General features: G+C 71.3%; 19 protein-coding genes. 8 read left to right on the forward strand and 11 right to left on the reverse strand.

All coding sequences use genetic code 11. The annotated features are described in order from the left end of the window. Nucleotides 1-172: 172 nt before the first annotated feature. The 6 genes from ACIA73_RS15800 to ACIA73_RS15825 all read right to left on the reverse strand — a co-directional run bounded on the left by ACIA73_RS15800 (nt 173) and on the right by ACIA73_RS15825 (nt 8529). On the reverse strand, nt 173-1033 hold the full coding sequence (locus ACIA73_RS15800) for a siderophore-interacting protein (protein ID WP_399439063.1): 861 nt from the start codon (nt 1031-1033) through the stop codon (nt 173-175). A gap of 421 nt (nt 1034-1454) precedes the next feature. Beyond that, nucleotides 1455-2486 (reverse strand): ABC transporter substrate-binding protein, encoded by a 1032-nt coding sequence (locus ACIA73_RS15805; protein WP_399439064.1) that lies wholly within the window; start codon nt 2484-2486, stop codon nt 1455-1457. A gap of 230 nt (nt 2487-2716) precedes the next feature. After that, a complete protein-coding gene (locus ACIA73_RS15810) occupies nt 2717-3880 on the reverse strand; it encodes an acyl-CoA dehydrogenase family protein (RefSeq protein ID WP_399439065.1) in 1164 nt (387 codons plus the stop codon). Further along, on the reverse strand, nt 3877-4815 hold the full coding sequence (locus tag ACIA73_RS15815) for a hydroxymethylglutaryl-CoA lyase (RefSeq protein ID WP_399439066.1): 939 nt from the start codon (nt 4813-4815) through the stop codon (nt 3877-3879). Before ACIA73_RS15815 ends, ACIA73_RS15810 begins: the two co-directional genes overlap by 4 nt. After that, complete coding sequence (locus ACIA73_RS15820) at nt 4812-6899, reverse strand: acetyl-CoA carboxylase biotin carboxylase subunit (RefSeq protein ID WP_399439067.1); 2088 nt, start codon at nt 6897-6899, stop codon at nt 4812-4814. Before ACIA73_RS15820 ends, ACIA73_RS15815 begins: the two co-directional genes overlap by 4 nt. 13 nt (nt 6900-6912) lie before the next feature. After that, complete coding sequence (locus ACIA73_RS15825; protein WP_399439068.1) at nt 6913-8529, reverse strand: carboxyl transferase domain-containing protein; 1617 nt, start codon at nt 8527-8529, stop codon at nt 6913-6915. Between the two features lie 175 nt (nt 8530-8704). On the opposite strand from ACIA73_RS15825, the gene ACIA73_RS15830 reads away from it, so the two are divergent. Continuing rightward, a complete protein-coding gene (locus ACIA73_RS15830) occupies nt 8705-9337 on the forward strand; it encodes a TetR/AcrR family transcriptional regulator (protein WP_399439069.1) in 633 nt (210 codons plus the stop codon). A gap of 93 nt (nt 9338-9430) precedes the next feature. On the opposite strand, the gene ACIA73_RS15835 is transcribed toward ACIA73_RS15830, so the two are convergent. After that, nucleotides 9431-10474 carry a methyltransferase gene (locus ACIA73_RS15835; protein ID WP_399439070.1) on the reverse strand — a complete coding sequence of 348 codons (1044 nt, stop codon included), beginning with the start codon at nt 10472-10474 and terminating at the stop codon, nt 9431-9433. 291 nt (nt 10475-10765) lie between these two features. Here ACIA73_RS15835 and ACIA73_RS15840 point away from each other — a divergent pair, with 291 nt between their 5' ends. After that, the gene (locus tag ACIA73_RS15840) at nt 10766-11545 is read left to right on the forward strand and encodes a phosphatase (protein WP_399439071.1); all 780 of its coding nucleotides are present in this window, start codon (nt 10766-10768) and stop codon (nt 11543-11545) included. Here the strand turns inward: ACIA73_RS15840 and ACIA73_RS15845 are convergent. Genes ACIA73_RS15845 through ACIA73_RS15855 form a run of 3 tightly spaced genes read right to left on the reverse strand, consistent with a single transcriptional unit; the run spans nt 11515 to nt 14626 of the window. Further along, a complete protein-coding gene (locus ACIA73_RS15845) occupies nt 11515-12513 on the reverse strand; it encodes a cation diffusion facilitator family transporter (protein ID WP_399439072.1) in 999 nt (332 codons plus the stop codon). The genes ACIA73_RS15840 and ACIA73_RS15845 overlap by 31 nt on opposite strands. 44 nt (nt 12514-12557) lie before the next feature. Then, entirely contained in the window at nt 12558-13430 is an 873-nt protein-coding gene (gene tesB / locus ACIA73_RS15850) for an acyl-CoA thioesterase II (protein ID WP_399439073.1), read from the reverse strand. A 38-nt stretch (nt 13431-13468) separates the two neighbouring features. Further along, nucleotides 13469-14626, reverse strand: a complete 1158-nt coding sequence (locus ACIA73_RS15855) for an acyl-CoA dehydrogenase family protein (protein ID WP_399439074.1) — start codon at nt 14624-14626, stop codon at nt 13469-13471. Nucleotides 14627-14921: 295 nt separating this feature from the next. Between ACIA73_RS15855 and speB the strand changes: the two genes are divergently transcribed. The 6 genes from speB (at nt 14922) to ACIA73_RS15885 (ending at nt 24464) form a co-directional block, all read left to right on the forward strand. Further along, nucleotides 14922-15896, forward strand: a complete 975-nt coding sequence (gene speB, locus ACIA73_RS15860) for an agmatinase (RefSeq protein WP_399439075.1) — start codon at nt 14922-14924, stop codon at nt 15894-15896. Next, on the forward strand, nt 15893-17401 hold the full coding sequence (locus ACIA73_RS15865; RefSeq protein WP_399439076.1) for a thiamine pyrophosphate-binding protein: 1509 nt from the start codon (nt 15893-15895) through the stop codon (nt 17399-17401). The genes speB and ACIA73_RS15865 overlap by 4 nt, the downstream gene beginning before the upstream one ends. A 77-nt stretch (nt 17402-17478) precedes the next feature. Then, on the forward strand, nt 17479-18435 hold the full coding sequence (locus tag ACIA73_RS15870; RefSeq protein ID WP_399439077.1) for a serine hydrolase: 957 nt from the start codon (nt 17479-17481) through the stop codon (nt 18433-18435). Between the two features lie 151 nt (nt 18436-18586). Then, entirely contained in the window at nt 18587-22333 is a 3747-nt protein-coding gene (locus ACIA73_RS15875) for an ABC transporter ATP-binding protein (protein WP_399439078.1), read from the forward strand. Between the two features lie 154 nt (nt 22334-22487). Next, nucleotides 22488-22874, forward strand: a complete 387-nt coding sequence (locus ACIA73_RS15880) for a hypothetical protein (RefSeq protein ID WP_399439079.1) — start codon at nt 22488-22490, stop codon at nt 22872-22874. A 105-nt stretch (nt 22875-22979) separates the two neighbouring features. Continuing rightward, nucleotides 22980-24464, forward strand: coding sequence for a S28 family serine protease (locus ACIA73_RS15885; RefSeq protein ID WP_399439080.1), 1485 nt, complete (start codon nt 22980-22982; stop codon nt 24462-24464). Nucleotides 24465-24538: 74 nt separating this feature from the next. Here the strand turns inward: ACIA73_RS15885 and ACIA73_RS15890 are convergent, their stop codons facing one another. Beyond that, nucleotides 24539-25186 (reverse strand): hypothetical protein, encoded by a 648-nt coding sequence (locus tag ACIA73_RS15890; RefSeq protein ID WP_399439082.1) that lies wholly within the window; start codon nt 25184-25186, stop codon nt 24539-24541. Nucleotide 25187: the final 1 nt, after the last annotated feature.

The raw sequence follows: 25187 nt of genomic DNA on the forward strand, positions 1-25187 counted from the left end.
TTCGCGGCCGCCTTCTCGCGCCGGGCTACCACCTCGCGGCGGGACGGGTTCCCGCTGTCGCGGTAGTCGTGCATGTAGTAGTCGCCCGGCCGGGGGGGGGGGGGGGGGGGGGGGGCGGGGGGGGGGGGGGGGGCCCCCCCCCCCCCCCCCCCCCCCCCCCCTCCCCGCTCCGTTACGCCTCTTCGGCGGCCTCGCGCAGGCCGTCCTCGCTGAGGCCCTGGCGCCAGTAGCCGGTGAAGGTGATGCGGCGCTTGTCGTAGCCGCGGTCGTTCACGAAATGGCGGCGCAGGGCGCGGACGGAGGAGGACTCGCCGGCGATCCAGACGTAGGGGGTGCCGGTGGGAAGGCCGGCGGCGGCGATCGCGTCGGCGGGGGCCTTGTCGCCCGGCAGGAGGCAGCTGACGTCGGCCTGGGTGGAGGCCTTGTGGGTGGAGGCCTTCAGCTCGGCTGCGTCGTCCGGGTGCTGGACGCTCACCCAGATCTTGGCGGGGAGGTCCGCCGGGAGCCGTTCCAGGGCGGCGGTGGCGGCCGGGAGGGCCGTCTCGTCGGCCCAGATCAGTACCCAGTCGGTGTCGTCGGCGGGCCGGAAGCGGACCCCGGTGTTGTCGGCGACGGCAGGGCCGAGGACGCTCACGCGGTGACCGGGGGCCGCGTCCTCGGCCCAGCGGCAGGCGGGGCCGCCGTCCGGGTGCAGGGCGAAGTCGATGTCGATCTCGCGGGCGTCGGGGCGGTGTGCGCGGACGGTGTACGAGCGCATCACGGCCCGCAGCCCGGCGTCCATCGTCCGGTACGAGGTGAACCAGTCCGGGTCCGTCACGGGCGGGAGGACGGGGGCGTCCTGGCCCGGGTGCGGAAGGAAGAGGGAGAGGGACTGGTCCCGGCCGCCGGAGGCGAATCCGGCCAGATCCTCACCGGCGCGGCGATCCCCACCGAAGGTGACCCGCAGCAGGGAGGGGCTCAGCCGGTGCGTGCGCAGCACCTCCAGCGCGAAGAGGCGGAAGGGGGGTGCGGGCGGGGCGTCGACCTGGGACATGGCGGCCTCCTGGCGGGGCGGGTGGGGCGGCCGGGGTGTCGGGGTGACCGGCACCGGGGTGGGCCGGGGCGGGTGGGGTGCGACTCCGTGGGGGCCGCCCCCTTGCCCGCCCGTTCCGCCCCCGGGGGGCGGCCCCGCCGCCCCAGCGGGCTACCGGGGGTGAAGGGGCGGGCGGCACCGCCGCCCCAGCGGGTTAGCGGGGGTGAAGGGGCGGGCGGCACCGCCGCCCCAGCGGGTTAGCGGGGGTGAAGGGGCGGGCGGCACCGCCGCCCCAGCGGGTTAGCGGGGGTGAAGGGGCGGGCGGCGCCCCAGCGAGGTAGCGGGAGTGGGTGGGGCAGCAGCACCGCCGCCCCAGCGGGTTATCGGGAGTGGGGCGTGGGGGCGTGGGGGCGTCACCGGTACTCGCTCCCGGTGGGGGGCCTCAGGCCACCTTCTTCGCGCTCTCGATCGCCTTCGCCAGGTCCTCAAGGATCGGCGCGCACTTGTCGTAGGAGAAGATCGGCTCGGTCACGCGCGGGATGACCTGGCCCGCCTTGACCGCCGCCAGCTGACCCCAAGTCGGCTTGCCCGAGAGGTCCTTGGGCTGGAGTACCGCCGAGCGGTTGTCCATCATGATCACGTCGGCCTTGTACTTGCCGACGTTCTCCCAGCTCAGCCCCTCGAAGAAGCCCTGCGCGTCCACCTTCGGCTCGATGAACTTCACGCCCAGCTCCTGGAAGTACAGGGTGTCGGCGCTCATCTTGGCCAGCGAGACGTAGAAGAGCTCGGCGGACGCGGAGCCGATCAGCACCTTGATCTCCGGGTGGGCCTTGGCCGCCGCACGCAGCCGCGCGGACGCCTTCTCGAAGCGGGCCTTGGCGTCGGCCGTCTTCTTCGCCTTGAGGTCGGCGCCCAGCGACGCGGCCAGCTCGGCGTGGCGCTGGAGGGCCTTCTCCATGTTGGTGTTGGAGGCCCAGAGGGCGACCGACGGGGCCAGCGAGTAGATCTTCTTGGCGGACTTCTCCGGGACGTACCAGAGGATGTCCTTCTGCCACATGTTGGAGATCAGCAGCTCGGGGATGAGCTTGGCGTACTTCTCGACGTTGAACTCGCCGTAGACATTGCCGATGATCTCCAGCTTGGAGATGTCCATGTCGCCGGCCTGGACGTCCGGCTTGCCGTCCTTCGTCTTGGTCGGGCCGAAGACGCCCTTGACCTCGATGCCGTAGTCGTAGAGGGCCGCGGCCGTACCGGTGAAGGCGACGATGTTCTTGGGGAAGGACTTCGTCTCGACCTTGGTGCCGCGGTCGTCGGTGAACGACCAGGGGCCGGACTTCTCCGAAGCGTTCTCCGCCTTGCCGCCCGACGACTTCTCGCCGCCGCACGCGGCCAGTGCGGCGCCGGCGCCGAGCGCGCCGCCGACGGCGAGCAGGCCGCGACGGGTGGGGCGGGTGAGGCGGGACTGGGAGGACATGGCGGGTCTGCTTTCGTACGGGCGGAACCGGCGGATGTGTCCCGGCTGAGCCGGAACACGTAATTCCAGGACTTTCGAGGAAGGGTAGCCTAACCTTCGATCGGCCTGAAAGAGGTGTCCGGTTTCCGCCCGTACGCAGGGGGGTGTACGGGTGCGGAGATGGATGTACGGGTGCCGAGGCGACCGTACGGGCGGGATGCAGCCGTACAGCTACAGCTGGCGGAGACGGCTCAGCCGCCCATCCCCAGCTCCCGCGCGATCAGCATCCGCTGCACCTCGCTGGTGCCCTCGCCGATCTCCAGGATCTTGGAGTCGCGCCACATCCGGGCCACCGGGTACTCGTTCATGAACCCGTACCCGCCGTGGATCTGCGTCGCCTCCCGCGCGTTGTCGACCGCGACCGTCGAGGAGTACAGCTTGGCGATCGCCGCCTCCTTCTTGAACGGTTCGCCCGCCACCAGCCGCGACGCCGCGTCCCGCCAACCGACCCGGGCCATGTGCGCCCGCATCTCCATGTCCGCGATCTTGAACTGGATCGCCTGGTTCTCGCCGATCGCCCTGCCGAACGCCCGGCGCTCCCCGGCGTACTTCACCGACTCGTCCACACACCCCTGCGCCAGCCCGGTCGCCAGCGCCGAGATCGCGATCCGCCCCTCGTCGAGGATGCGCAGGAACTGGGCGTAACCCCGTCCCTCCTGCCCGACCAGGTTCGCCACCGGCACCCGTACGTCCGAGAAGGACAGTTCACGGGTGTCCGAGGAGTTCCAGCCGACCTTGGAGTACGGGGCGGCGACCGTGAAGCCGGGAGTCCCCGACGGCACGATGATCGACGAGATCAGCGGCCGGCCGTCCTCCTTGCGGCCGGTCACCGCGGTGACCGTGACCAGCGCGGTGATGTCCGTTCCGGAGTTGGTGATGAAGCACTTCGAGCCGTTGATCACCCACTCGTCGCCGTCCCGCACGGCGGTGGTCCGGGTGCCGCCCGCGTCCGAGCCGCCCTCCGGCTCGGTCAGTCCGAAGGCGCCCAGGATCTCGCCCGCGCACATCCGCGGCAGCCACTCCCGCTTCTGCTCCTCGGTCCCGAACAGGTACAGCGGCATCGCGCCCAGCGAGACCCCGGCCTCCAGGGTGATGGCGACCGAGGAGTCCACCCGCGCCAGTTCCTCCAGGGCGATGCCGAGCGCGAGGTAGTCGCCGCCCATGCCCCCGTACTCCTCCGGGAACGGCAGCCCGAAGAGGCCCATCCGGCCCATCTCGCGGACGATCTCGTACGGGAATTCGTGGCGCTCGTAGAGGTCGCCGATCTTCGGCGCGACCACATCGTGTGCGAACGCCTCGACGGTGCGGCGGAGTTCTTCGTGCTCGGGGGTGAGGCGGTGGTCCATGGCGGTCATTCCTTGTGGGAGAGGGCGCGGACGGTACGGGAGGGGCTGGGTCGGCCCAGCTGTTCGGCCATCCACACGCTGGTGGCGGTGAGGGCCGTCAGGTCGACACCGGTGTCGATGCCGAGGCCGTGCAGCATCCACACCAGGTCCTCGGTGGCGAGGTTGCCGGTGGCGGACTTGGCGTACGGGCAGCCGCCGAGGCCGCCCGCGGAGGCGTCGACGGTGGTGACGCCGTGGCGCAGGGCGGCGAGGGTGTTGGAGAGGGCCTGGCCGTAGGTGTCGTGGAAGTGCACGCCGAGGCGGTCGGTCCGGATGCCCTCGGTGTTCAAGTCGGTAAGCAGGGAGGCGACTTGACCCGGGGTGGCCACCCCGATGGTGTCGCCGAGGCTGAGTTCGTCGCAGCCCATGTCGAGCAGCCGGCGGCAGACGCGCACGACCTGGGCGGCCGGTACCGGCCCCTCCCAGGGGTCTCCGAAGCACATCGAGAGGTAGCCCCTGACCTGTGCGCCCTCCGCCTTCGCGCGGGCCACCACCGGCTCGAACACGGCCAGCGCCTCGTCCACGGTCCGGTTGAGGTTGGCCTTGGCGAAGGACTCGGTGGCGCTGGCGAAGACGGCGATGTCACGGGCGCCGAGGGCCAGCGCCCGGTCGAGTCCGCGTGCGTTCGGCACGAGGACGGGGAGGCGTACGCCTTCGATCCCGGCGACCTGCGTGAACAGGGCTTCCGCATCTGCCAGTTGGGGCACCCACTTGGGGTGCACGAAGCTGGTCGCCTCGACGGTGGTGAGGCCCGCCGCGGCGAGGCGGTGGATGAACTCCGCCTTGACCTCGGTGGGGACGGTCTCCTTCTCGTTCTGGAGTCCGTCGCGTGCGCCGACCTCGTAAATTCGCACCCGGGTGGGGAGTTGGGGGTCGGGCACGGGCATGGGGAGTCCGTCGGTCATGACGCCACCTCGGCGGTTTCCTCGGGCGCGACCACGGCGAGGACCTGGTCCATCGCGACGGTGGCGCCCGCCTTGACGTCCAGCTCGGTGACTGTGCCGGCGTGCGGGGTGGAGATGACGTGCTCCATCTTCATCGCCTCCACCACCAACAGGCTCTGCCCTGCGGTGACGTGGTCGCCGACGGCCACCTTGACGACGGTGACGGTGCCAGGCATGGGGGCGGTCAGGGCGTCGGCGCCGGAGTGGGCGGAGCCGGTGAGGGTGGCGGCGACGGGGTCGTACGCCTGAAGGTGCCAGGCGTCACCGTCCCGCCCGAGCCATTCGCCGTGGTGGTGGAGGGTGTGGGTGAGGCCACCGACCTCCATGGTGAGGCGGCCCTGCGGGTGTGCACCGGAAGCGAGGCGTGAGCGCAGGTATTTCCCCACCCCGCCCCTTCCCGAAACTCCTGCCGGAGAGGCCTCCTCAAACGCCGGAGGGGCTGAATTCCCAGCGGCGGGGGAGTCCCCCACGCGCACTTCCGCAGCCGCCGCCCGCCCTCGGACCCGTACCTCGACCGGCTCCTGCCCCGGAACCCGGAAGTGGTGGACGGTCCACGCAGGCGTACCGCCCATCCGCCACCCGGACGGCGCCCCGAACGGATCGGCCCAGCCCTCGCCGCCGCCCGGGCTTTCCAGCGCCGCCTGCGCCAGCAGTCCCGCCGCCGCGTACACCTCCTCCGGCACGCCTTCCCCGACCAGCGAGTCCGCCTCGCGCTCGACCAGTCCGGTGTCCAGGTCCCCGGACACCACATCCGGATGCGCCAGCAGCCTGCGCAGGAACCCCGCGTTGGTCTGCACGCCCAGGGTGACCGTCTCCGCCAGCGCCGCCCGCAGCTTACGCAGGGCGGTCTCGCGGTCAGGGCCGTACGCGATGACCTTGGACAGCATCGGGTCGTACAGGCTGCCGATCTCGGTGCCGACCGAGAGGCCCGAGTCCGTCCGGACCCCGTGCCCCTGCGGCTCGTTGAGCGCCAGGATCGTCCCGCCGGACGGCAGGAAGCCCCGGGCGGGGTCCTCGGCGCAGACGCGGGCCTCGACGGCGTGCCCGGTGAGGGTGATGTCCGCCTGGGTGAAGGGGAGTTCGGCCCCGGAGGCGACCCGCAGCTGCCACTCCACCAGGTCGATTCCGGTGATCAGCTCGGTGACCGGGTGTTCCACCTGGAGGCGGGTGTTCATCTCCATGAAGTAGTACGAGGACGGGTCGGCGCCCGGCACGATGAACTCGATCGTGCCGGCCCCCGAGTAGCCGCAGGACCGGGCCGCCTCGCAGGCCGCCTCGCCCATCGCGGCGCGGGTCGCCTCGTCGAGGAAGACCGAGGGGGCCTCCTCGATGATCTTCTGGTGGCGGCGCTGGAGGGAGCACTCGCGCTCGCCGAGGTGGACGACGTTTCCGTGGCCGTCCGCCAGCACCTGGATCTCGATGTGGCGGGGGCGGTCGATCCACCGCTCCACGAGAAGCGTGTCGTCCCCGAAGGAGGAACGGGCCTCGCGGCGGGCGGCGGCGATCTCGTCGGCGAGGACCGCCTCGTCGCGCACCAGCCGCATGCCCTTGCCGCCGCCGCCCGCGGAGGGCTTCAGCAGGACCGGCATGCCGATCTCCCGTGCCGCATCCGCGAGTTGGCCATCCGTCAGCCCACTCCCGCTCGACCCCGGGACGACCGGGACCCCCGCCGCCTGCACCGTCTCCTTCGCCCGGATCTTGTCGCCCATCAGCGAGATCGCGGCGGCGGGCGGCCCGATGAAGACGATCCCCGCATCCGCGCACGCCTGCGCGAACTCGGCGTTCTCGGCGAGGAATCCGTAGCCCGGGTGGATCGCCTGCGCGCCCGTGCGCCGGGCCGCTTCGATCAGACGGTCGGCGCGGAGGTAGCTCTCGGATGCCGCCGGAGGACCGATACGTACCGCCGTATCCGCCTCGCGAACATGCCGGGCGTCCGCGTCGGCGTCGCTGAAGACCGCCACCGATCGGATGCCCAGCTCGCGCAGCGTACGGATGACGCGGACCGCGATCTCGCCGCGGTTGGCGACCAGAACCGTGTCAAACATGGTCATTCTTCACTCACATCCGGAAGACGCCGAAGGCGGGGTCGGCGAGCGGGGCGTTCGCACAGGCGGTCAGGGCAAGTCCGAGGACCTGACGGGTTTCGAGCGGGTCGATCACTCCGTCGTCCCAGAGGCGGGCGGAGGCGTAGTACGCGTTCCCCTGCTGCTCGTACTGGGCGCGGATCGGGTCCTTGAAGGACTCCTCGGCCTCGGCCGGCCACTCCTCACCGCGCCCTTCGATCTGGTCGCGCTTGACGGTGGCCAGCACCGAGGCGGCCTGCTCGCCGCCCATCACGGAGATCTTGGCGTTGGGCCACATCCACAGGAAGCGCGGCGAGTAGGCCCGCCCGCACATCGAGTAGTTGCCCGCGCCGTACGAACCACCGACGACGACCGTCAGCTTGGGCACACGGGTGCAGGCCACCGCCGTCACCATCTTCGCGCCGTGTTTGGCGATGCCGCCGGCCTCGTAGTCCCGCCCCACCATGAACCCCGAGATGTTCTGGAGGAACACCAGGGGGATGCCGCGCTGGTCGCACAGCTCGATGAAGTGGGCGCCCTTCTGGGCGGATTCGGAGAAGAGGATGCCGTTGTTGGCGACGATGCCGACCGGGTGGCCGTGGATGCGTGCGAAGCCGGTGATCAGCGTCTGCCCGTACTCCGACTTGAACTCCTGGAAGCGGGAGCCGTCGACGACGCGGGAGATCACCTCGCGGACGTCGTAGGGGGTGCGGGAGTCGACGGGCACGGCGCCGTAGAGCCCGGCGGGGTCGACCTTGGGCTCGTCAACCGGCTGTACGGACCAGGGGAGTTGAGCACGCTCGGGAAGTGTGGCGACGATGTTCCGTACGATCCGCAGCGCGTGCGCGTCGTCCTCGGCGAGGTGGTCGGTGACCCCCGACGTACGGGAGTGGACCTCGCCGCCGCCCAGTTCCTCGGCCGTCACGACTTCGCCGGTGGCGGCCTTCACCAGCGGCGGACCGCCCAGGAAGATCGTCCCCTGGTTCCGTACGATCACCGCTTCGTCGCTCATCGCCGGGACGTACGCACCGCCCGCCGTGCACGACCCCAGCACCGCCGCGATCTGCGGGATCCCCGCACCCGACATCCGCGCCTGGTTGTAGAAGATCCGCCCGAAGTGCTCGCGGTCGGGGAACACCTCGTCCTGCATCGGCAGGAACGCGCCGCCCGAGTCCACCAGGTACAGGCACGGCAGCCGGTTCTCCAGCGCCACCTCCTGCGCGCGCAGGTGCTTCTTCACCGTCATCGGGTAGTACGTGCCGCCCTTGACGGTCGCGTCATTGGCGACGATCACGCACTCGCGGCCGCTGACCCGCCCGATTCCGGCGATGACTCCGGCGGCCGGGGCCTGGTCGTCGTACATCCCGTTCGCCGCGAGCGGGGCCAGCTCAAGGAAGGGTGAACCCGGGTCGAGAAGGGCGTCCACCCGGTCCCGTGGCAGGAGCTTCCCGCGCGCCACGTGCCGGGCCCGGGACTTCTCGCCGCCGCCGAGCCGGGCGGTGGCCAGTCGGCTGCGGAGGTCGTCCGCGAGCTCCCGGTGGGCGGCCTCGTTGGCCGCCCAGGACGGGGACGACGGATCCGCGGTGCTGGTGAGCACCGGTGCCTGCTGCATTCTGTCGAGCTCCCTTGCCCGCCGGACGTCAGGTTAGTGACCGTTAACTCTCGATCTGAGGTTAACGAGCGCTAACGGACCTGTCCAGGGGGTGGCTCCGGAGGACTCCGACGAACCGCGGCGGAGGTGTCCTCCAAGTTAACGACCGCTAACCCCGCAGGTTAGAATGTTCCCCATGAGCAGCACCAGCGCGTCCGCGGCCCCGACAGCCCGAGCGGCGGGCCGGGTGGCCGCACCCACCCGCCGCGAGCAGATCCTCAAGGAGGCCGCCCGCCTCTTCGCCGAGCGCGGGTTCCACGGCGTGGGCGTCGACGAGATAGGCGCCGCCGTCGGTATCAGCGGCCCCGGCCTCTACCGCCACTTCGCCGGCAAGGACGCCATGCTGGCGGAGCTGCTGGTCGGGATCAGTGAGCGGTTGCTCGCCGGCGGCCAGGAGCGCGTCGCGGCCGCCCCCGGCGACCCGGCCGCCCTCCTCGCCGCCCTGATCGACGGCCACATCGACTTCGCCCTCGACGACCGCCCGCTGATCACCCTCCACGACCGCGAACTGGACCGCCTGCGCGACGCGGACCGCCACCGGGTGCGTCAACTCCAGCGCCAGTACGTCGAGTTGTGGGTGACAGCGGTGCGCGACCTGCACCCCGCAACCCCGGAGTCCGAGGCCCGCGCGGCCGTCCACGCGGTCTTCGGCCTGCTGAACTCGACCCCGCACCTGGGCTCCGGACTGCCGGGCCGGGGCGCTACGGAAGCCCTGCTGAGGCGGCTGGCGCACGGCGCGTTCGGGGCGCTGGGGCCCGACGCGAAGTAGCCCTCACGGTGCGGGGGGAAAGCAGCCCTCACGGGTGCGGGGGATGGCTCTGATGCCCGCGGGGATCGCTCTGGTCGTCGTGGGCCGCCGTCATCAGCGGGCCACGGCCTCCACGAGGCTGTCGGGGCCCGAACTGTCGATGACCCGGGTCAGGCGCAGACCGGAGCGGTCGAGCAGCTCCCGGAACTCGGACCGGGTGCGCTGGCGACCCGTGGTGCCGACCAGCGTCTCCAGGTCGAGGAGTTTGGCGAGGGACGGCTCGGGCCCGTCCGGGACCACGGGCTCGCCGAGGAGGACGGTGGCGTGGTCGGGCATCGCCGCCCGCACATTGCGCAGGATCTCCACCGAGCGGTCGTCGTCCCAGTCGTGGACGACGGCTGTCAGGACGTACGCGTCGGCCCCGGCGGGAACCTTCTCGAAGAAGGAGCCGCCGACCACCTCGCAGCGGTCCGCGACGCCTGCCTGCGCCAGCACCGGGTGCGCGCGCCCGACCACGTCCGGCAGGTCGAGCAGAATGCCCCGAAGGCCCGGGTGGGACGACAGGATGCCTGCCAGATAGGCGCCGTTGCCGCCGCCGATGTCGGCGACCGTGCCGAACCTGCCGAAGTCGTACGCACCGAGGGTGGCGTAGATGGTGGAGGCGACGGAGGTCATCGCGCCGTCGAAGACCGCCGCTTCCTCGGGGTGGGTGCGGTAGTAGTCGAACTGCGGCTCGCCGTGGGCCAGGTCGAATGCCGGAGCGCCCGAGCGCACGCTCTCGAAGAGGTGGCTCCAGGCCGCGCGGTGGAAGTGCGAGCCGAAGTGCGTCGCGAGCCCCCGCAGCGAGGGCGAGCGGTCGCCGCGCAGCAGTTCGCCCTGCGGTGTGAGGGCGAAGCGGCGGCCCGGCAGTTCGGTCAGTACTCCGAAGTCCGCGACGACCCGCAGCACCCGGTACAGGCTGAGAGCGTGCGCGTCGACCTCGGCGGCGATCTCGTCCACCTGCCGAGGTCCCCCGGCGAGCACGTCCGCCACACCGAGGCGCGCCACCACACTGATGGCCTGAGTGACGAATCCCCCCATAAGCAGCGGCATCAGGGCCGCCTCCGCAGGTACCTCCGCCGGTGTCGGCGGGTCCAGCTCGCTTGCCATGTCGGTCATCGCCTTGTCCTTTCAGGTGGCACCGGTACTGCTCGGCCGCAGCCACCCTGGAGGAGTGGTCTCAACCTCAGGTCGAGGCGTGCTGCATCCCGCGGACGGCCGGGAGGAGCCGTCGGCGTCGGTGTCCACGCCGATCACACCGCGACGGAGAGCGGTGTGGATCGGGACGGTCCTGGCGACCGGGATCGTCCATGAGGCGCTCGGGTACCAGCGCCCGTGGTCCACGCCCGGATGGCCCAGCAAGTGGAGACCCTCGGTGCGCCGCCGCGCGCGCCCGGCAGAATGGACTCCATGCCGATACTCAGTCGCCCCGCACTCGTCGATCACCTTGTCCGTACCCGGATCGCGGGAGATGTCGCCACTCCGCGTGACAACAACCTCTCGCACTATCGCAAGCTCGCCAACGGCGACCGGCACTACTGGCTCGGGATCGAGCTGGGGGACCGGTGGACGGACGAGCAGGATGTGCTGGCCGTGATGGCGGAGCGGTGTGGGGTGAGTGATGACACCGATCACCGGCACGGGCAGGACACGATCGAACCCGAGCTGACCGTGGACGGGCTGGAGCGGGCGGCGGCGCGGTTGCGCAAGGCGGTGGCGGACAAGCAGCGGGTGCTGTTCGCGACCGGGCACCCCGGGGCGCTGCTCAATGTGCACGGGGAGACCGCGAGAGCGCTGCGGGCGGCGGGGTGCGACGTGGTGCGGATTCCGGGTGGGCTGACGGCGGACGAGGGGTATGTGGTGCAGTTCGCCGATGTCGCTGTGTTCGAGCGGGGGGCGAGCCTGTGGCACACGCACTCGCCCGCGCCGATGACGGCGATTCTGGACGGGCTGGAGAGGAACGGGGAGCCGTTGCCGGATCTGGTGTTCGCGGATCACGGGTGGGCGGGGTGTGCGGGGCAGCGCGGGATCGACTCGATCGGGTACGCGGACTGCAACGACCCGGCGCTCTTCCTCGGGGAGGCCGAGGGGACGATGGCGGTCACCATCCCGCTCGACGACCACGTGGTCGACCCGTACTTCTACGAGCCGATGACGGACTACTTGCTGGACGCCGCCGGCCTGCGCTGACCGCGCCCGGGGGTGGGGTCGAGGTAGACGCGGGTCACGGCCGGGTAGCGGGCGCGCAGCCGCTGCTCGGCCCGCTCGCAGGCCCACTCGATCTGTTCGGCGGTGGTCTTGCCGTCGCGGAGGTCGATCTTCGCGGCGACCAGGATTTCGGCGGGGCCCTGGATGAGGGTGGTCAGTTCGAGTACGGCGCCGAACTCGTCCGCCGAGAGGAGCTCCTCCCGCATTCCGGCGCGCATCTCCGGGGGGACGGGGCGGCCGATGAGGAGCTGGGCGTTGCTGCGGCCCAGCACCCAGGCGACGTACGCCAGCAGCAGTCCGATCAGGATGGACGCGATGCCGTCCCAGACGCCGGAGCCGGTGAGCTGGCCGCCGAGCAGACCGCCCGCTGCCAGCAGCAGTCCGACCAGGGCGGCGGAGTCCTCCATGACGACGGCCTTGACGGCGGTGTCCGGGGTGAGGCGGAAGTACCGGCCGAGCGGGGCGCCGAGGCGGGCGGCCTCCGCGCGGACCTGCTTGATGCCGGTGCGCAGGGAGTAGCCCTCCAGCAGGAAGGCGATGGCGAGGACGATGTAGGAGAGGAGCGGGCTGCCGAGCTCCTCGCCGTGGGTGAGGGTGTGGATGCCGTCGTACAGGGAGAAGACGGCGCCGCCGACGAAGGTGGCGACCGAGGCGAGCATCGCCCAGATGTAGCGTTCCGGGCCGTAGCCCAGGGGGTGGTCCTCGTCGGCCGGTTTCTCGCTGCGTTTGAGGGCGGTCAGCAGCATGAGCTCGGTGACGGTGTCGGCCAGCGAGTGCGCCGCCTCCGACAGCATCGCGCTGGAACCGCTGATCACGCCCGCGACGGCCTTCGCGACGGCGATGCCGAGATTGGCCACCGCCGCGACGATGACGGTGAAGGTGCTCTCGCCGCCTTCGCTCGCGATGCTCCCGCTGCTGTCCTGGCCGTCCCCTGTGTCCTCATTGCTCATGCAATGACCGTATGTGGTCGTGGTGGTCAGTGGGGGACGCGCACTCAGTGAGGGACGCGCACGACGCCCTCCTGGATGACGGAGATCGCGAGGCGGCCGTCCTGGGTGTAGATGCGGGCCTGGCCGAGGCCACGCCCCCCGGAGGCGGAGGGCGACTCCTGGTCGTAGAGCAGCCATTCGTCCGCGCGGAAGGGGCGGTGGAACCACATCGCGTGGTCGAGGGAGGCGCCGACCACGTCGCCGGTGGCCCAGCCGCCGCGGCCGTGCGCGAGGAGCACCGAGTCGAGGAGGGTCATGTCGGAGACATAGGTGGCGAGGCAGACGTGCAGGAGGGGGTCGTCGGCGAGTTTGCCGTTGGTGCGGAACCAGACCTGGGAGCGGGGCTCGCGGGGTTCGCCCGCGGTGGCGTACGGCGGTGAGTCGACGTAACGGAGGTCGATCGCGGCGCGTGCCTCCAGGAGGCGGTCGACGGTGCCGGGGTCGAGAAAGCGGTCCGCGTAGCGGGGGAGGATCTCGGCGGCGGTCGGCAGCGTCTCCGGGTCGGGGGAGCCTGGCATCGGGGCCTGGTGCTCCATGCCCTCCTCGTCACTCTGGAAGGAGGCGGAGAGGTGGAAGATCGGCTGGCCGTGCTGGACGGCGACCACCCGCCGGGTGGTGAAGGAGCGGCCGTCGCGGATCCGGTCGACGGTGTAGACGATCGGCGCCCCCGGGTCGCCCGCACGCAGGAAGTAGGCGTGCAGGGAGTGGGTGAGGCGGTCCTCGGGGACGGTGCGCCCGGCGGCGACCAGGGCCTGTGCGGCGACCTGGCCGCCGAAGACGCGGGGGACGATGGCCGAGCGGCTCACGCCCCGGAAGATGTCCTGCTCGATCTGCTCAAGGTCGAGCAGATCGAGCAGGGACTCAAGTGCGGTGTTCATTGGGGTAGTTGTACATCCCGTGCTGGAGCAGGTGGGTGCTACAGGCCCATGTTCTTGGCGATGATCATCTTCATGACCTCGCTGGTGCCGCCGTAGATGCGGTTCACGCGGTTGTCGGCGTACAGGCGGGCGATCGGGTACTCGTTCATGAAGCCGTAGCCGCCGTGCAGCTGGAGGCACTTGTCGATCACGCGGTGCGCGACCTCGGTGCAGAACAGCTTCGCGGAAGCGGCCTCGGCGGCGGTCAGCTCACCGGCGTCCAGGGCCTCGGTGGCGCGGTCGACCACGGCCTCGGCGGCGTCCACCTCGGCCTGGCAGGCGGCCAGTTCGAACTTGGTGTTCTGGAAGGCGGCGACCGGCTTGCCGAAGACCGTGCGGTCCTGGACGTAACTCTTGGTGAACCGGATGGCGGCCTTGGCCTGGGCGTACGCGCCGAACGCGATGCCCCAGCGCTCGGAGGCCAGGTTGTGGCCGAGGTAGCCGAAGCCCTTGTTCTCCTCGCCGAGGAGGTCCTCGACGGGGACCTTCACGTCGACGAAGGCGAGCTCGGCGGTGTCGGAGGTGCGCAGGCCCAGCTTGTCGAGCTTGCGGCCGACCGAGTAGCCCTCCAGCTTGGTGTCCACGGCGAACAGCGAGATGCCGAAGCGGCGGTCGTCCTCGCGGGGCGCGGCGGTACGGGCGCAGACGATCACACGGTCGGCGTGCACGCCGCCGGTGATGAAGGTCTTCGCGCCGTTGAGGACGTAGTGGGTGCCGTCCTCGGAGAGCTTGGCGGTGGTCTTCATGCCCGCGACGTCGGAGCCGGTGCCCGGCTCGGTCATGGCGAGCGCCCACATCTCCTCGCCGGTGCAGAACTTTTCGAGGTAGCGCTTCTTCTGCTCGTCGGTGGCGAGCATCTTGATGTACGGGAGGCCCAGCAGGACGTGCACGCCGGAGCCGCCGAGGTTCACACCCGCTCGGGAGGTCTCCTCGTACAGGACGGCCTCGAACTTGTGCGACTCCAGGCCCGCGCCACCGAACTCCTCGGGCACGTTGATGCCGAAGACGCCCAGCTCGCCGAGCTTGTAGTAGAACTCGCGCGGCGCCTGGCCGGCGGCGAACCACTCGTCGTAGACGGGGACGACCTCGGCCTCGATGAAGGCTCGGAGGGTCTCCCGGAACGCCTCGTGGTCCTCGTTGAATACGGTACGGCGCACGTGACGCTCCCTCTGCGAGTCCTGAATCCTGTTCGCCGCCGAGCGCGGCGCGGCTAAGCGCTTGCTCAGACAGATACCCGGCAAAAGTTACCGGCCGGTCACTGGGGTGTCCAGAGGAGTGCGGTGTTGGAGGGACCACACCCGGCGCCGGTGGAAGCGGCAGGTGACCGGAAGTCCGGGGGGCGCGGGGGAGGCGGCCGGTGCGCCGGGACCTGTCCGCCGCGGCCAAATGCCCCGCCCGCCTCATCGCTTCCGTACATGTGCGGAATCCGCAGCTCTGCCTACGCTCGACGGCATGAACACTCCCTCCGCCGAGCCCCGTGGCCCCATCGACTCGTCCCGCGTCCCCCGGTACGCCGGACCGGCGACGTTCGCCCGGCTGCCCCGCCTGGACGAGGTCGGCGGGCGTACGGATGTCGCGGTCGTCGGTGTCCCCTTCGACACGGGTGTCTCCTACCGCCCCGGCGCCCGCTTCGGCGGCAACGCGATCCGCGAGGCCTCGCGGCTGCTGCGCCCGTACAACCCGGCCCAGGACGCCTCCCCGTTCGCGCTCGCGCAGGTCGCGGACGCCGGTGACATCGCCGCGAACCCGTTCAACATCAACGAGGCCGTCGACACCATCGAGGCGGCCGCCGACGACCTGCTCGGCAACGGCGCCCGGCTGATGACGCTGGGCGGCGACCACACCATCGCGCTGCCGCTGCTGCGGTCAGTGGCCAAGAAGCACGGCCCGGTCGCGCTGCTCCACTTCGACGCCCACCTGGACACCTGGGACACCTACTTCGGTGCCGAGTACACCCACGGCACCCCGTTCCGCCGGGCCGTCGAGGAGGGCATCCTCGACACCGAGGCGCTCTCCCACGTGGGCACCCGCGGCCCGCTGTACGGCAAGCAGGACCTGACCGACGACGCCAAGATGGGCTTCGGCATCGTGACCTCGGCCGACGTCATGCGGCGCGGGGTGGACGAGGTCGCCGACCAGCTGCGCCAGCGCATCGGGGACCGCCCGCTCTACATCTCCATCGACATCGACGTGCTCGACCCGGCCCACGCGCCCGGCACCGGCACCCCCGAGGCCGGCGGCCTCACCTCCCGTGAGCTGCTCGAAATCATCCGCGGGCTGTCCGCCTGCAACCTGGTCTCCGCGGATGTGGTCGAGGTGGCGCCCGCGTACGATCACGCCGAGATCACCTCCGTCGCCGCGTCCCACACGGCGTACGAGCTGACGACGATCATGTCCCGCCAGATTGCCGAGGCACGCGCGAAGTGACACACGACCACGACCTGGTCCTCACCCCCACCGACGCCCAGAAGACGGCCGCACTGGCGCCGCCACCCGGGCGCACGGGCGGGGATCTGGTCGTGGAAACGCTGCGCGGGCTGGGCGTGACCACGGTCTTCGGGACGCTCGGGGCGGACGCCACGGATGCCCTGTCCGCGGCCGTACGCCGGTCGGCTCTCACCGCGTGGACCGGGTTCGCCACCTCCACGGGTGCGGGCCACGCGGCTGACGGATTCGGGCGGGTGACCGGGGAGGCTGCGGCGCTGCTGGCCCCGGAGGGACTGGATCCGGCGGTGCTGCGAGAGGCGCTGTCCGCATCGGCGCCGCTGATCGTGCTGGCCACCGGGCCGGCGGCCGGCGCGGACGTGAAGGCGGTGCACGAGGCCCGGACCCCGTCCCGGATCCCCACCGCCGTGGCCGAGGCCTGGGAGGCGGCGCTGACCGCCCCGCACGGTCCGGTGTGGCTGGAACTGGACCCGGCGGCACTGGCGGGGGAGACCCTGCTGCCCGAGGTCAACGCCCCCGACGTACTCCCGCACGAACTGCCCCCGCGCCCCGAGCTGACCGCCCTGGCCGCCCACTGGCTGGAGACGGCGGCCGCGCCACTGATCGTCACCGGTGGCGGAGCGACCCGCTCCGATGCGGCCGGCAAGGTGAAGGCGCTGGCCGCCCGGCTGACCGCCCCCGTCGCCACCACCCTCGGCGGCGCGGGCACCTTCGCCGGGGCCCGCCCCGTCACCGCCGCCCTCCTGGAGTCGGCGGACGTCCTCCTCCTGGTCGGCACGACCCTCGCGGATCTCGACTTCACCCCGCCCGCCAGGCTCATCCAGATCGACGCCGACCCGGCCCGCCTGGAGGCCCGCCACGCACCGGCGCTCGGCATCCACGCGGACGCACGGCTGGCGCTGACGGCACTGCTGGAGACGGCCGGGGTGCGGGAAGCAGGGGCCGCAGCCGTACGGGAGACGGGTGCGGCCGCACGGGAAGCAGCGGCAGCCGTACGGGAAACCGCGCGAACGGACCACCTGCCTCCGCCCGCCCTCCGCACCGAAGGCCTCGCCGCGCTCCTCCGCCAGGCCCTGCCGCCCCGCACTCTCGTCTTCTGGGACAGCCCCGCGGCGGACTTCCACCCCCGCCACCCCAACACCCTGCACGCACCCCAGTCCGGCGCCACGGGTTACGCCCTCCCGGCGGCCCTCGGTGCGGCGACGGCGGACCCGGACACTGCGGTGCTCGCGGTCTCGGGCGTCACCCCGTCCAGCGTGCGGGAGCTGGCCACCGCACGGGAGCTGGGGCTTGCGGTGGTGTGGCTGGTGGTGGACGCGCCGTCGGAGTCCGAGCTGGCGGAGGCGGCGGCGGAAGCGGGCGTTGTGGTGGTCCGGGCGGAAGCGGCGGGGCAGGCCGAGGCGCTGAGGAAGGCGCTCGCTGCGGGCGGGCCGGCCGTGGTGGCGATCACCAGTGCCTCACTCGTACAACCATCCGAGTTCTCGTGAGTCAACTGATGCGGACGGACACGCGCACCCGCGTCCGCCCACGTCACGCACGTACTCACGGGGGGACCCCACCACTCATGTCCCACAAGCGCATCACCCACCAGCGAATACCGCGCGCCCTGACCGCCTCCGCCCTCGCCGCCGGCGTGCTGCTCCCGCTGGTCGGCGCCGCGCCCGCAGCGACCGCCGCCGCACCCCAGGTGGCCTGCAGCTCGAACAAGGCCGGGCTGGCCAACAAGCTCAGGGCCGACATCACCGCCGCCCTGCGCGGCAGACCCGGCACCGTCGCGGTCACCGTCTACGAGCACTCCACCCGCACCTACTGCTCGCTGCGCGCCTGGAACTCCTTCGACTCCGCCAGCATCGTCAAGGTCACCGTGCTGTCCGCGCTGATGTGGGACGCGCAGAAGACCGGCCGGGCCGTCACCGCCCGTGAGCGCAAACTCGTCGACGCCATGATCACCAAGTCGGACAACCAGGCGACCACCACCCTGTGGAAGCAGCTGGGCACCGCGAAGATCAACGGCTTCCTGCGCGCCGCCGGAATGAAGAACACCACGCCGGGTTACGGCGGCTACTGGGGCCTCACCCAGGTCAACGCCTCCGAACAGAGCAAGCTGCTGACCACCCTCACCCTGCGCAACAAGGTCCTGAGCGACAGCTCCCGGGCGTACATCCTGAACCGGATGGCCGCCGTCGTGCCCTCCCAGCGCTGGGGCACCCCGGCCGGCGCCCCCGGCAAGGCCAGGGTGCACGTCAAGAACGGCTGGCTGCCCCGGGCGAGCAACGGCTGGCGGGTGCACTCGCTGGGCGCGTTCACCGGCCAGGGCCACGACTACACGATCACCGTCCTCAGTCACGGCAACAAGACCATGCAGACGGGCGTCAACACCGTCCAGGCCGTCTCCCGCGCCATCCACCGCGACCTCAACCCGGCCGCCGTCAAGTCCCGCACCTCCGAAACCCCCCTCCCGACCTTCGTCCCGCCGGCCGTCCCGCGGGAAGTCATCCCGCCGCTGCCGCCGCAGGGCTAGGCACCGGGGCATCCCGGGGGCCGCTGCCAGGCACTCGGCGCGGCCCCCGCGCGCCCCCTTTCACGCCCCCGATTCATTGCAGCGGGATGAAATCCGCACCTCACGGCGTTCCCCCCAGCGGCACAGCAGCGGGACGATCGGGAGGCAGCACGTGGCGTCAGCAGTGGGAGAGGGCGAGAGCCGGGCCGGGTGGGCCCGGCGGCTGTCCGGTTACGCCTGGCGTTACCGGGCCAATGTGCTGCTCGCTCTCGGGTCGTCGCTGGGCGGCATGGCCGTCATGGCGCTGGTGCCGCTGATCACCAAGGTGGTGATCGACGACGTGATCGGGAAGGGGACCCGGTCGCTGGCCGTGTGGACCGGGCTGCTGATAGGCGCGGCCGTGGTCGTGTACGGGCTGACGTACATACGCCGGTACTACGGCGGCAAGCTCGCCCTGGACGTCCAGCACGACCTGCGCACCGAGATGTACGGGACGATCACCAGGCTCGACGGGCGGCGACAGGACCAGCTGTCCACCGGGCAGGTGGTCGGGCGGGCGACCAGCGACCTCCAGCTGATCCAGAGCCTGCTGTTCATGCTGCCGATGACCATCGGGAACGTGCTGCTGTTCCTGATCTCGCTGGTGATCATGGCGTGGCTGTCGCCGCTGCTGACACTGGTGGCGCTCGCGGTCGCGCCGGCGCTGTGGTTCATCGCGCGGGCCAGCAAGAAGAAGCTCTTCCCGGCCACCTGGTACGCCCAGGGGCAGGCCGCCGCCGTCGCCGGAGTGGTCGACGGGGCCGTGTCCGGGGTGCGGGTGGTGAAGGGCTTCGGGCAGGAGGAGCAGGAGACCGGGAAGCTGCGGGAGGTGTCGCGGCGGCTCTTCGCGGGGCGGCTGCGGACCGTGAGGCTGAACTCCCGGTACACGCCCGCACTCCAGGCCGTGCCCGCCCTCGGGCAGGTCGCGATGCTGGCGCTGGGCGGCTGGCTGGCGACCCGGGGGCAGATCACCCTCGGTACGTTCGTGGCGTTCTCGACGTACCTCGCACAGCTCGTCGGACCGGTGCGGATGCTCGCGATGGTGCTGACCGTGGGGCAGCAGGCGCGGGCGGGTGTCGAGCGGGTGCTGGAGCTGATCGACACCGAGCCTTCGATCGAGGACGGGACGAAGGAACTCCCCGATGACGCTCCGGCGACCGTCGAGTTCGACGACGTGAGCTTCGGGTACGAGGACGGGCGGCCGGTCCTCGACGGGTTCTCGCTGGAGATGCGCGAGGGCGAGACCGTCGCACTGGTCGGGTCGTCGGGCAGCGGCAAGTCGACCGTCTCGCTGCTGCTGCCCAGGTTCTACGACGTGGAACGCGGCGCCGTACTGGTCGGCGGGCACGATGTGCGTGAGCTGACCCTGGAGTCGCTGCGGGCCGCCATCGGGATGGTGCCCGAGGACAGCTTCCTGTTCTCGGACACGGTGCGGGCGAACCTGGCGTACGGGGTCCCGGACGCGACGGACGCACAGATACACGCCGCGGCCAGGGCGGCCCAGGCCGACCGGTTCATCGACGAACTGCCGCACGGCTACGACACCAAGGTCGGCGAACAGGGCCTCACCCTCTCCGGCGGCCAGCGCCAGCGGCTGTCACTGGCCCGGGCGATACTCACCGACCCGCGACTGCTGCTCCTCGACGACGCCACCTCCGCGGTGGACGCCCGGGTCGAGCACGAGATCCACGAAGCACTGAAGTCGGTGATGGCGGGGCGGACCACGCTGCTCATCGCGCACCGCCGCTCCACCCTCAACCTGGCCGACCGCATCGCCGTCCTCGACGGCGGGCGCCTCGCCGACATCGGCACCCACGAGGAGCTGGAGCGGCGCTCCGCCCTCTACCGGCGGCTGCTCACCGACCCCGACGAGCTGGGCGGCGTATCGCCCGGTCACACGCCCGCGAAGCGGCCCGCGGCGGTCGAGGACGACCGGTCCGTGCAGGCGGAGCTGGACGCCGAGTTCGACGCCGAGCGCGGGATCACTCCCGACCTGTGGATACGGGACGAGTCGGACCCGGAGAAGAACGCGCGGGACCACGCGCCCGGAATGCCGGCCACCCCCGAACTGCTCGCGCAGGTGGCGGCCCTGCCGCCCGCCGACGGGGTGCCGGACATCGACGAGGCACGTGCCGTCGCGCCGGAGACCTCCTACGGGCTGCGCAGGCTGCTGCGGGGGTTCGGGCTTCCGCTGCTGGTCAGCCTGTTGCTGGTGGCGATCGACGCGGGGATGGGGCTGCTGCTGCCGGTACTGATCCGGCACGGCATCGACGAGGGCGTGACCCAGCTGGCGCTCGGCGCGGTGTGGACGGCGGCAGGGCTCGCACTGCTCGCCGTGGGGGTGCAGTGGCTGGCGCAGGTGAACGAGGCCCGGATGACCGGGCGGACCGGTGAGCGGGTGCTGTACTCGCTCCGGCTGAAGATCTTCGCCCAGTTGCAGCGGCTCGGACTCGACTACTACGAGCGGGAGCTGACCGGGCGGATCATGACCCGGATGACGACCGACGTGGACGCGCTGTCGACCTTCCTGCAGACGGGACTGGTGACCGCGTTCGTCTCGGTGGTGACCTTCCTGGGTGTGATGGTGGCGCTGATCGTCATCGACGTGGAACTGGCGCTGGTCGTCTTCGCGACGCTGCCGCTGCTGATCATCGGCACCGTGTTCTTCCGGAGGAAGAGCGTCCAGGCGTACGAGCTGGCCCGCGACCGGGTCGGTGTGGTCAACGCCGACCTCCAGGAGTCGGTGGCCGGGCTGCGCATCGTGCAGGCCTTCGGGCGGGAGCGGGCGGGCCGTGAACGGTTCGCCGCCAACAGCCGCAGCTACCGGCAGGCGCGGGTGCGCGGCCAGTGGCTGATCTCGGTGTACTTCCCGTTCGTGCAGCTGCTGGCCTCGGTGGCCGCCGCCGCGGTGATGATCGTGGGGGCCGGACGGATCGAGGCCGGGACGCTGACGGCCGGTGCGCTGGTCGCGTACCTGCTCTACATCGATCTCTTCTTCGCCCCCGTGCAGCAGCTCTCCCAGGTCTTCGACGGCTACCAGCAGGCGACGGTGTCGCTGAAGCGGATCCAGGAACTGCTGCGGGAGCCCACGTCGACGGCGGGCGCCGACGCGCCGAAGGACGTGCTGTCGCTGCGCGGGGAGATCGCCTTCGAGGACGTCTCCTTCCGGTACGGCGACGAGGAGGAGGCGCTGTCCGATGTCTCGCTGCACATCCCCGCCGGTCAGACGGTGGCCTTCGTGGGCGAGACGGGGGCCGGGAAGTCCACGCTGGTGAAGCTGGTGGCCCGGTTCTACGACCCCACCGGGGGCCGGGTCACGGCGGACGGGGCCGACCTGCGGGACCTGGACATCACGGCGTACCGGCACCGGCTGGGCGTCGTCCCGCAGGAGTCGTACCTGTTCGCGGGCACGGTCCGCGACGCCATCGCCTACGGGCGGCCGGACGCCACGGACGCCGCCGTGGAGGCGGCGGCGCGGGCGGTCGGGGCGCACGACATGATCGCGACCCTCGACGGCGGCTATCTGCACGAGGTCACCGAGCGGGGCCGCAACCTCTCCGCCGGACAGCGGCAGCTGATCGCACTGGCGCGCGCGGAACTGGTGGATCCGGATGTGCTGCTGCTTGACGAGGCGACGGCCGCGCTCGACCTGGCCACCGAGGCGCTGGTCAACCAGGCCACGGACCGGCTGACCGGGCGGCGGACGACGCTGGTGGTCGCCCACCGGCTGACCACGGCGGCCCGCGCCGACCGGGTCGTGGTGATGGACCACGGGCGCGTCGCGGAGGACGGGACGCACGAGGAGCTGCTGGCGCTGGACGGGAAGTACGCCAGGCTGTGGCGGACCTTCGTGGGGGAGGACGAGCCGGCTGCGGTCTGAGCCGGTGGTGAGGGGGGCGGTGTCCATGGGGCACCGCCCCCTCCTCGTGGCCGGTGCAACCAATTTCCGCTCCCGCGCGTCGTACGCACATACGATCTCCATGACAACAGGGGCAAATGTGTTCGGTGGGGTGGGAGGGGTAGAGGTGCGTCCCATGGGACTGATCAAGCGAAGAATGGCCGGAGCGCTCGCGGTGGCGGCCACGGCCGGACTGCTGACCCTCGGCGGCCCCTCGGTCCAAGCGGCCGAGGCGGCGTCGAGCTGCGCCGGGTCATGGGTGAAGACGTACCGCTTCGCGACCGGTGAGGTCCGCGTCTACAAGAGTCGTCAGTACGTCTGTGCCGTGACCGTCGCCAAGCGTCCCGGCGCACGGCAGAAGATGCGAGTCAGCGTCCAGGCGCGCGGCAGCCGCCCCGCCGTGGACAGCGGGACGTACACCCAGCGTGCCGGACCGGTGACGGTGTTCGCGCTGAACCGGTGCGTGCGGGTGGAGGGTTCGGTGGCGCAGAAGAGTGCGGTGTCCGGTTGGATTCTCTGCTGAGGTCGTTGGACCTTCGTGACCCTGCCCCAATTCCTATGGTGACAAGGGGGATTGGGGAGCATTAGGTTCACTCCTGTTGTCCGTGTGCCGACAGGGGAGTGGCGAATGCGCAAGACGTTCAGAGGGATCCTCGCGGGAGCGGTGCTGGTCGGCACCGCCGGAGCGATAGGCCCGGCCGCTGCGGTGGAAGCCGGTCCCGCAGTGGCCGACAGCAAGGTGGTGGACGCCCCGGCCGGCGAGGCAGGACAGGCAGCCGACATCAAGGAGCGCATCCTCGCCATCAAGGGCATGTCCCTGATCGAGGAGAAGCCGTACGCCGGCTACCGCTACTTCATCCTCAACTACACCCAGCCGATCGACCACCGCCGCCCCGAGCGCGGCACCTTCCAGCAGCGGATCACCCTGCTGCACAAGGACGTCAGCCGCCCCACGGTCTTCTTCACCGGCGGCTACAACGTCTCCACCAACCCCGGCCGCTCGGAGCCGACCGCGCTGATCGACGGCAACCAGGTCTCCCTGGAATACCGGTACTTCACCCCCTCGCGCCCCGCGCCCGCCGACTGGTCCAAGCTGGACATCAAGCAGGCCGCCGACGACCAGCACCGGGTCTTCACCGCGCTGAAGCCGATCTACAACAAGAAGTGGCTCTCCACCGGCGGCTCCAAGGGCGGCATGACCGCCACCTACTACGAGCGCTTCCACCCGCGCGACATGGACGGCGTCGTCGCGTACGTCGCCCCCAACGACGTACGCAACGACGAGGACTCGGCGTACGACCGCTTCTTCCGCACGGTCTCCACCAAGGAGTGCCGCGACCGGCTGAACAACCTCCAGCGCGAGGCCCTGGTCCGCCGCACCCCGCTGCTCGCCAAGGCGAAGGCCCTGGCGGCCGAGAACGGATCCACCTTCACCATCGTCGGCAGCGTCGAGAAGGGCTACGAGAACACCGTTCTCGACTTCGTCTGGGGCTTCTGGCAGTACAGCTCCGAGAAGGAGTGCGGGGACGTCCCCGTGGCGAAGACCGCCACCGACGACGAGATCTTCGACTACCTGAACGAGAAGTCCGACTTCTCCTCCTCCAGCGACCAGGGCCTGCTGCCTTACGCGCCGTACTACTACCAGGCGGGCACCCAGCTCGGCTCGCCCTCGTACACGTACCCGCACCTCAAGGGCCTGATGAAGTGGGGTCCTGACTACTTCAAGCCGCGCGCCTACGTGCCGCGCGACATCCCGATGCGCTGGCAGGGCGACGGTGCGATGCGCGACGTCGACCGCTGGGTGAAGCGGGAGGCCCGCCAGATGATGTTCGTGTACGGGCAGAACGACCCGTGGGGTGCCGAGCGCTTCGCCCCCGCGCGTGGCGCCCGCAACGACAACCACGTCTACACGGTCCCGGGTGCCAACCACGGCGCCCGCATCTCCGGCCTCCCGGCGGGCCAGCAGGCGGCGGCCGTCGCCCAGGTCCTCAAGTGGGCGGGCGTCGCCTCCCCGACGGTCCAGTCCGACCCGGCGAAGGCCAAGCGGCTGACGGCGTACGACGCGAAGCTGGATGTCACCGAGGTGAACAGGGAGAACGGGCTGCGGCCGTAACTCCGCCTCGGTGTGCGGGAGTTCGTAGTGCGGGGGGCCGGTGCCGATGCACCGGACCCGTCACTCCGGACCCCTCACACCGCGCTGGCGCACCCCACCGGCCGCCCCCCGTCCAGACGTACGTACAGCCGGGTGGCGGCCGGGCACTGGGTGCGTTTGCCGACCGCCTTGGCGACCTTGAACTCCGGTGCCTCGTCGCCCGATCCGTCGCAGGCGGTCTCCTTCACCTGGCCGCCGCCCGCGCTGTACACACAGTCCCCGACGACCGTGTGCGGGCCGCCGCCGCCACCGGGGTCGCCCGGGTGCGGCGCCTGGAGGTTGCGCATACAGGCGTAGCCGCGCGGCACCCGCCCGTCGCCGTTCTCGTCGGTGGCGGGCCGGGACTCCGAGATGTGCAGTACGAAGTCGGCGTCGGCCGGACACGAACTCCCGCCACCCGGCTGCCCGTTGTACCGCGCGGTGACCCGGGCCGCAGCCCGTTCGCTCGCACAGGAGACCTCGCGCGGCGTCTTCCCGTACGAACTGCACTCCCGTACGTCGAGGAAGACCGCACCGTAGCCCGACGGGGTGACCGGCAGCCGGGCGTCCGCCTGCTGCTCCGGATCCTGCTCCCCGCCCCAGTTCTGGCAACCCGTCAGCACCCCGACCGCCAGCAGCCCCGCCCCCACGGCCCGCAGCACGGATCCCCGTGTCACCCGCGCCACCCATGCCCTGCACCCCATG

Source organism: Streptomyces sp. NPDC051561 (genome assembly GCF_044454195.1).
Classification (GTDB): domain Bacteria; phylum Actinomycetota; class Actinomycetes; order Streptomycetales; family Streptomycetaceae; genus Streptomyces.

What these genes read in the sequence shown, in the direction of transcription:
- ACIA73_RS15800 (WP_399439063.1), bottom strand. Translation starts at nt 1,033, where the DNA reads ATGTCCCAGGTCGACGCCCCGCCCGCACCCCCCTTCCGCCTCTTCGCG.
- ACIA73_RS15805 (WP_399439064.1), bottom strand. Translation starts at nt 2,486, where the DNA reads ATGTCCTCCCAGTCCCGCCTCACCCGCCCCACCCGTCGCGGCCTGCTC.
- ACIA73_RS15810 (WP_399439065.1), bottom strand. Translation starts at nt 3,880, where the DNA reads ATGACCGCCATGGACCACCGCCTCACCCCCGAGCACGAAGAACTCCGC.
- ACIA73_RS15815 (WP_399439066.1), bottom strand. Translation starts at nt 4,815, where the DNA reads ATGACCGACGGACTCCCCATGCCCGTGCCCGACCCCCAACTCCCCACC.
- ACIA73_RS15820 (WP_399439067.1), bottom strand. Translation starts at nt 6,899, where the DNA reads ATGTTTGACACGGTTCTGGTCGCCAACCGCGGCGAGATCGCGGTCCGC.
- ACIA73_RS15825 (WP_399439068.1), bottom strand. Translation starts at nt 8,529, where the DNA reads ATGCAGCAGGCACCGGTGCTCACCAGCACCGCGGATCCGTCGTCCCCG.
- ACIA73_RS15830 (WP_399439069.1), top strand. Translation starts at nt 8,705, where the DNA reads ATGAGCAGCACCAGCGCGTCCGCGGCCCCGACAGCCCGAGCGGCGGGC.
- ACIA73_RS15835 (WP_399439070.1), bottom strand. Translation starts at nt 10,474, where the DNA reads ATGACCGACATGGCAAGCGAGCTGGACCCGCCGACACCGGCGGAGGTA.
- ACIA73_RS15840 (WP_399439071.1), top strand. Translation starts at nt 10,766, where the DNA reads ATGCCGATACTCAGTCGCCCCGCACTCGTCGATCACCTTGTCCGTACC.
- ACIA73_RS15845 (WP_399439072.1), bottom strand. Translation starts at nt 12,513, where the DNA reads ATGAGCAATGAGGACACAGGGGACGGCCAGGACAGCAGCGGGAGCATC.
- tesB (WP_399439073.1), bottom strand. Translation starts at nt 13,430, where the DNA reads ATGAACACCGCACTTGAGTCCCTGCTCGATCTGCTCGACCTTGAGCAG.
- speB (WP_399439075.1), top strand. Translation starts at nt 14,922, where the DNA reads ATGAACACTCCCTCCGCCGAGCCCCGTGGCCCCATCGACTCGTCCCGC.
- ACIA73_RS15870 (WP_399439077.1), top strand. Translation starts at nt 17,479, where the DNA reads ATGTCCCACAAGCGCATCACCCACCAGCGAATACCGCGCGCCCTGACC.
- ACIA73_RS15880 (WP_399439079.1), top strand. Translation starts at nt 22,488, where the DNA reads ATGGGACTGATCAAGCGAAGAATGGCCGGAGCGCTCGCGGTGGCGGCC.
- ACIA73_RS15885 (WP_399439080.1), top strand. Translation starts at nt 22,980, where the DNA reads ATGCGCAAGACGTTCAGAGGGATCCTCGCGGGAGCGGTGCTGGTCGGC.
- ACIA73_RS15890 (WP_399439082.1), bottom strand. Translation starts at nt 25,186, where the DNA reads ATGGGGTGCAGGGCATGGGTGGCGCGGGTGACACGGGGATCCGTGCTG.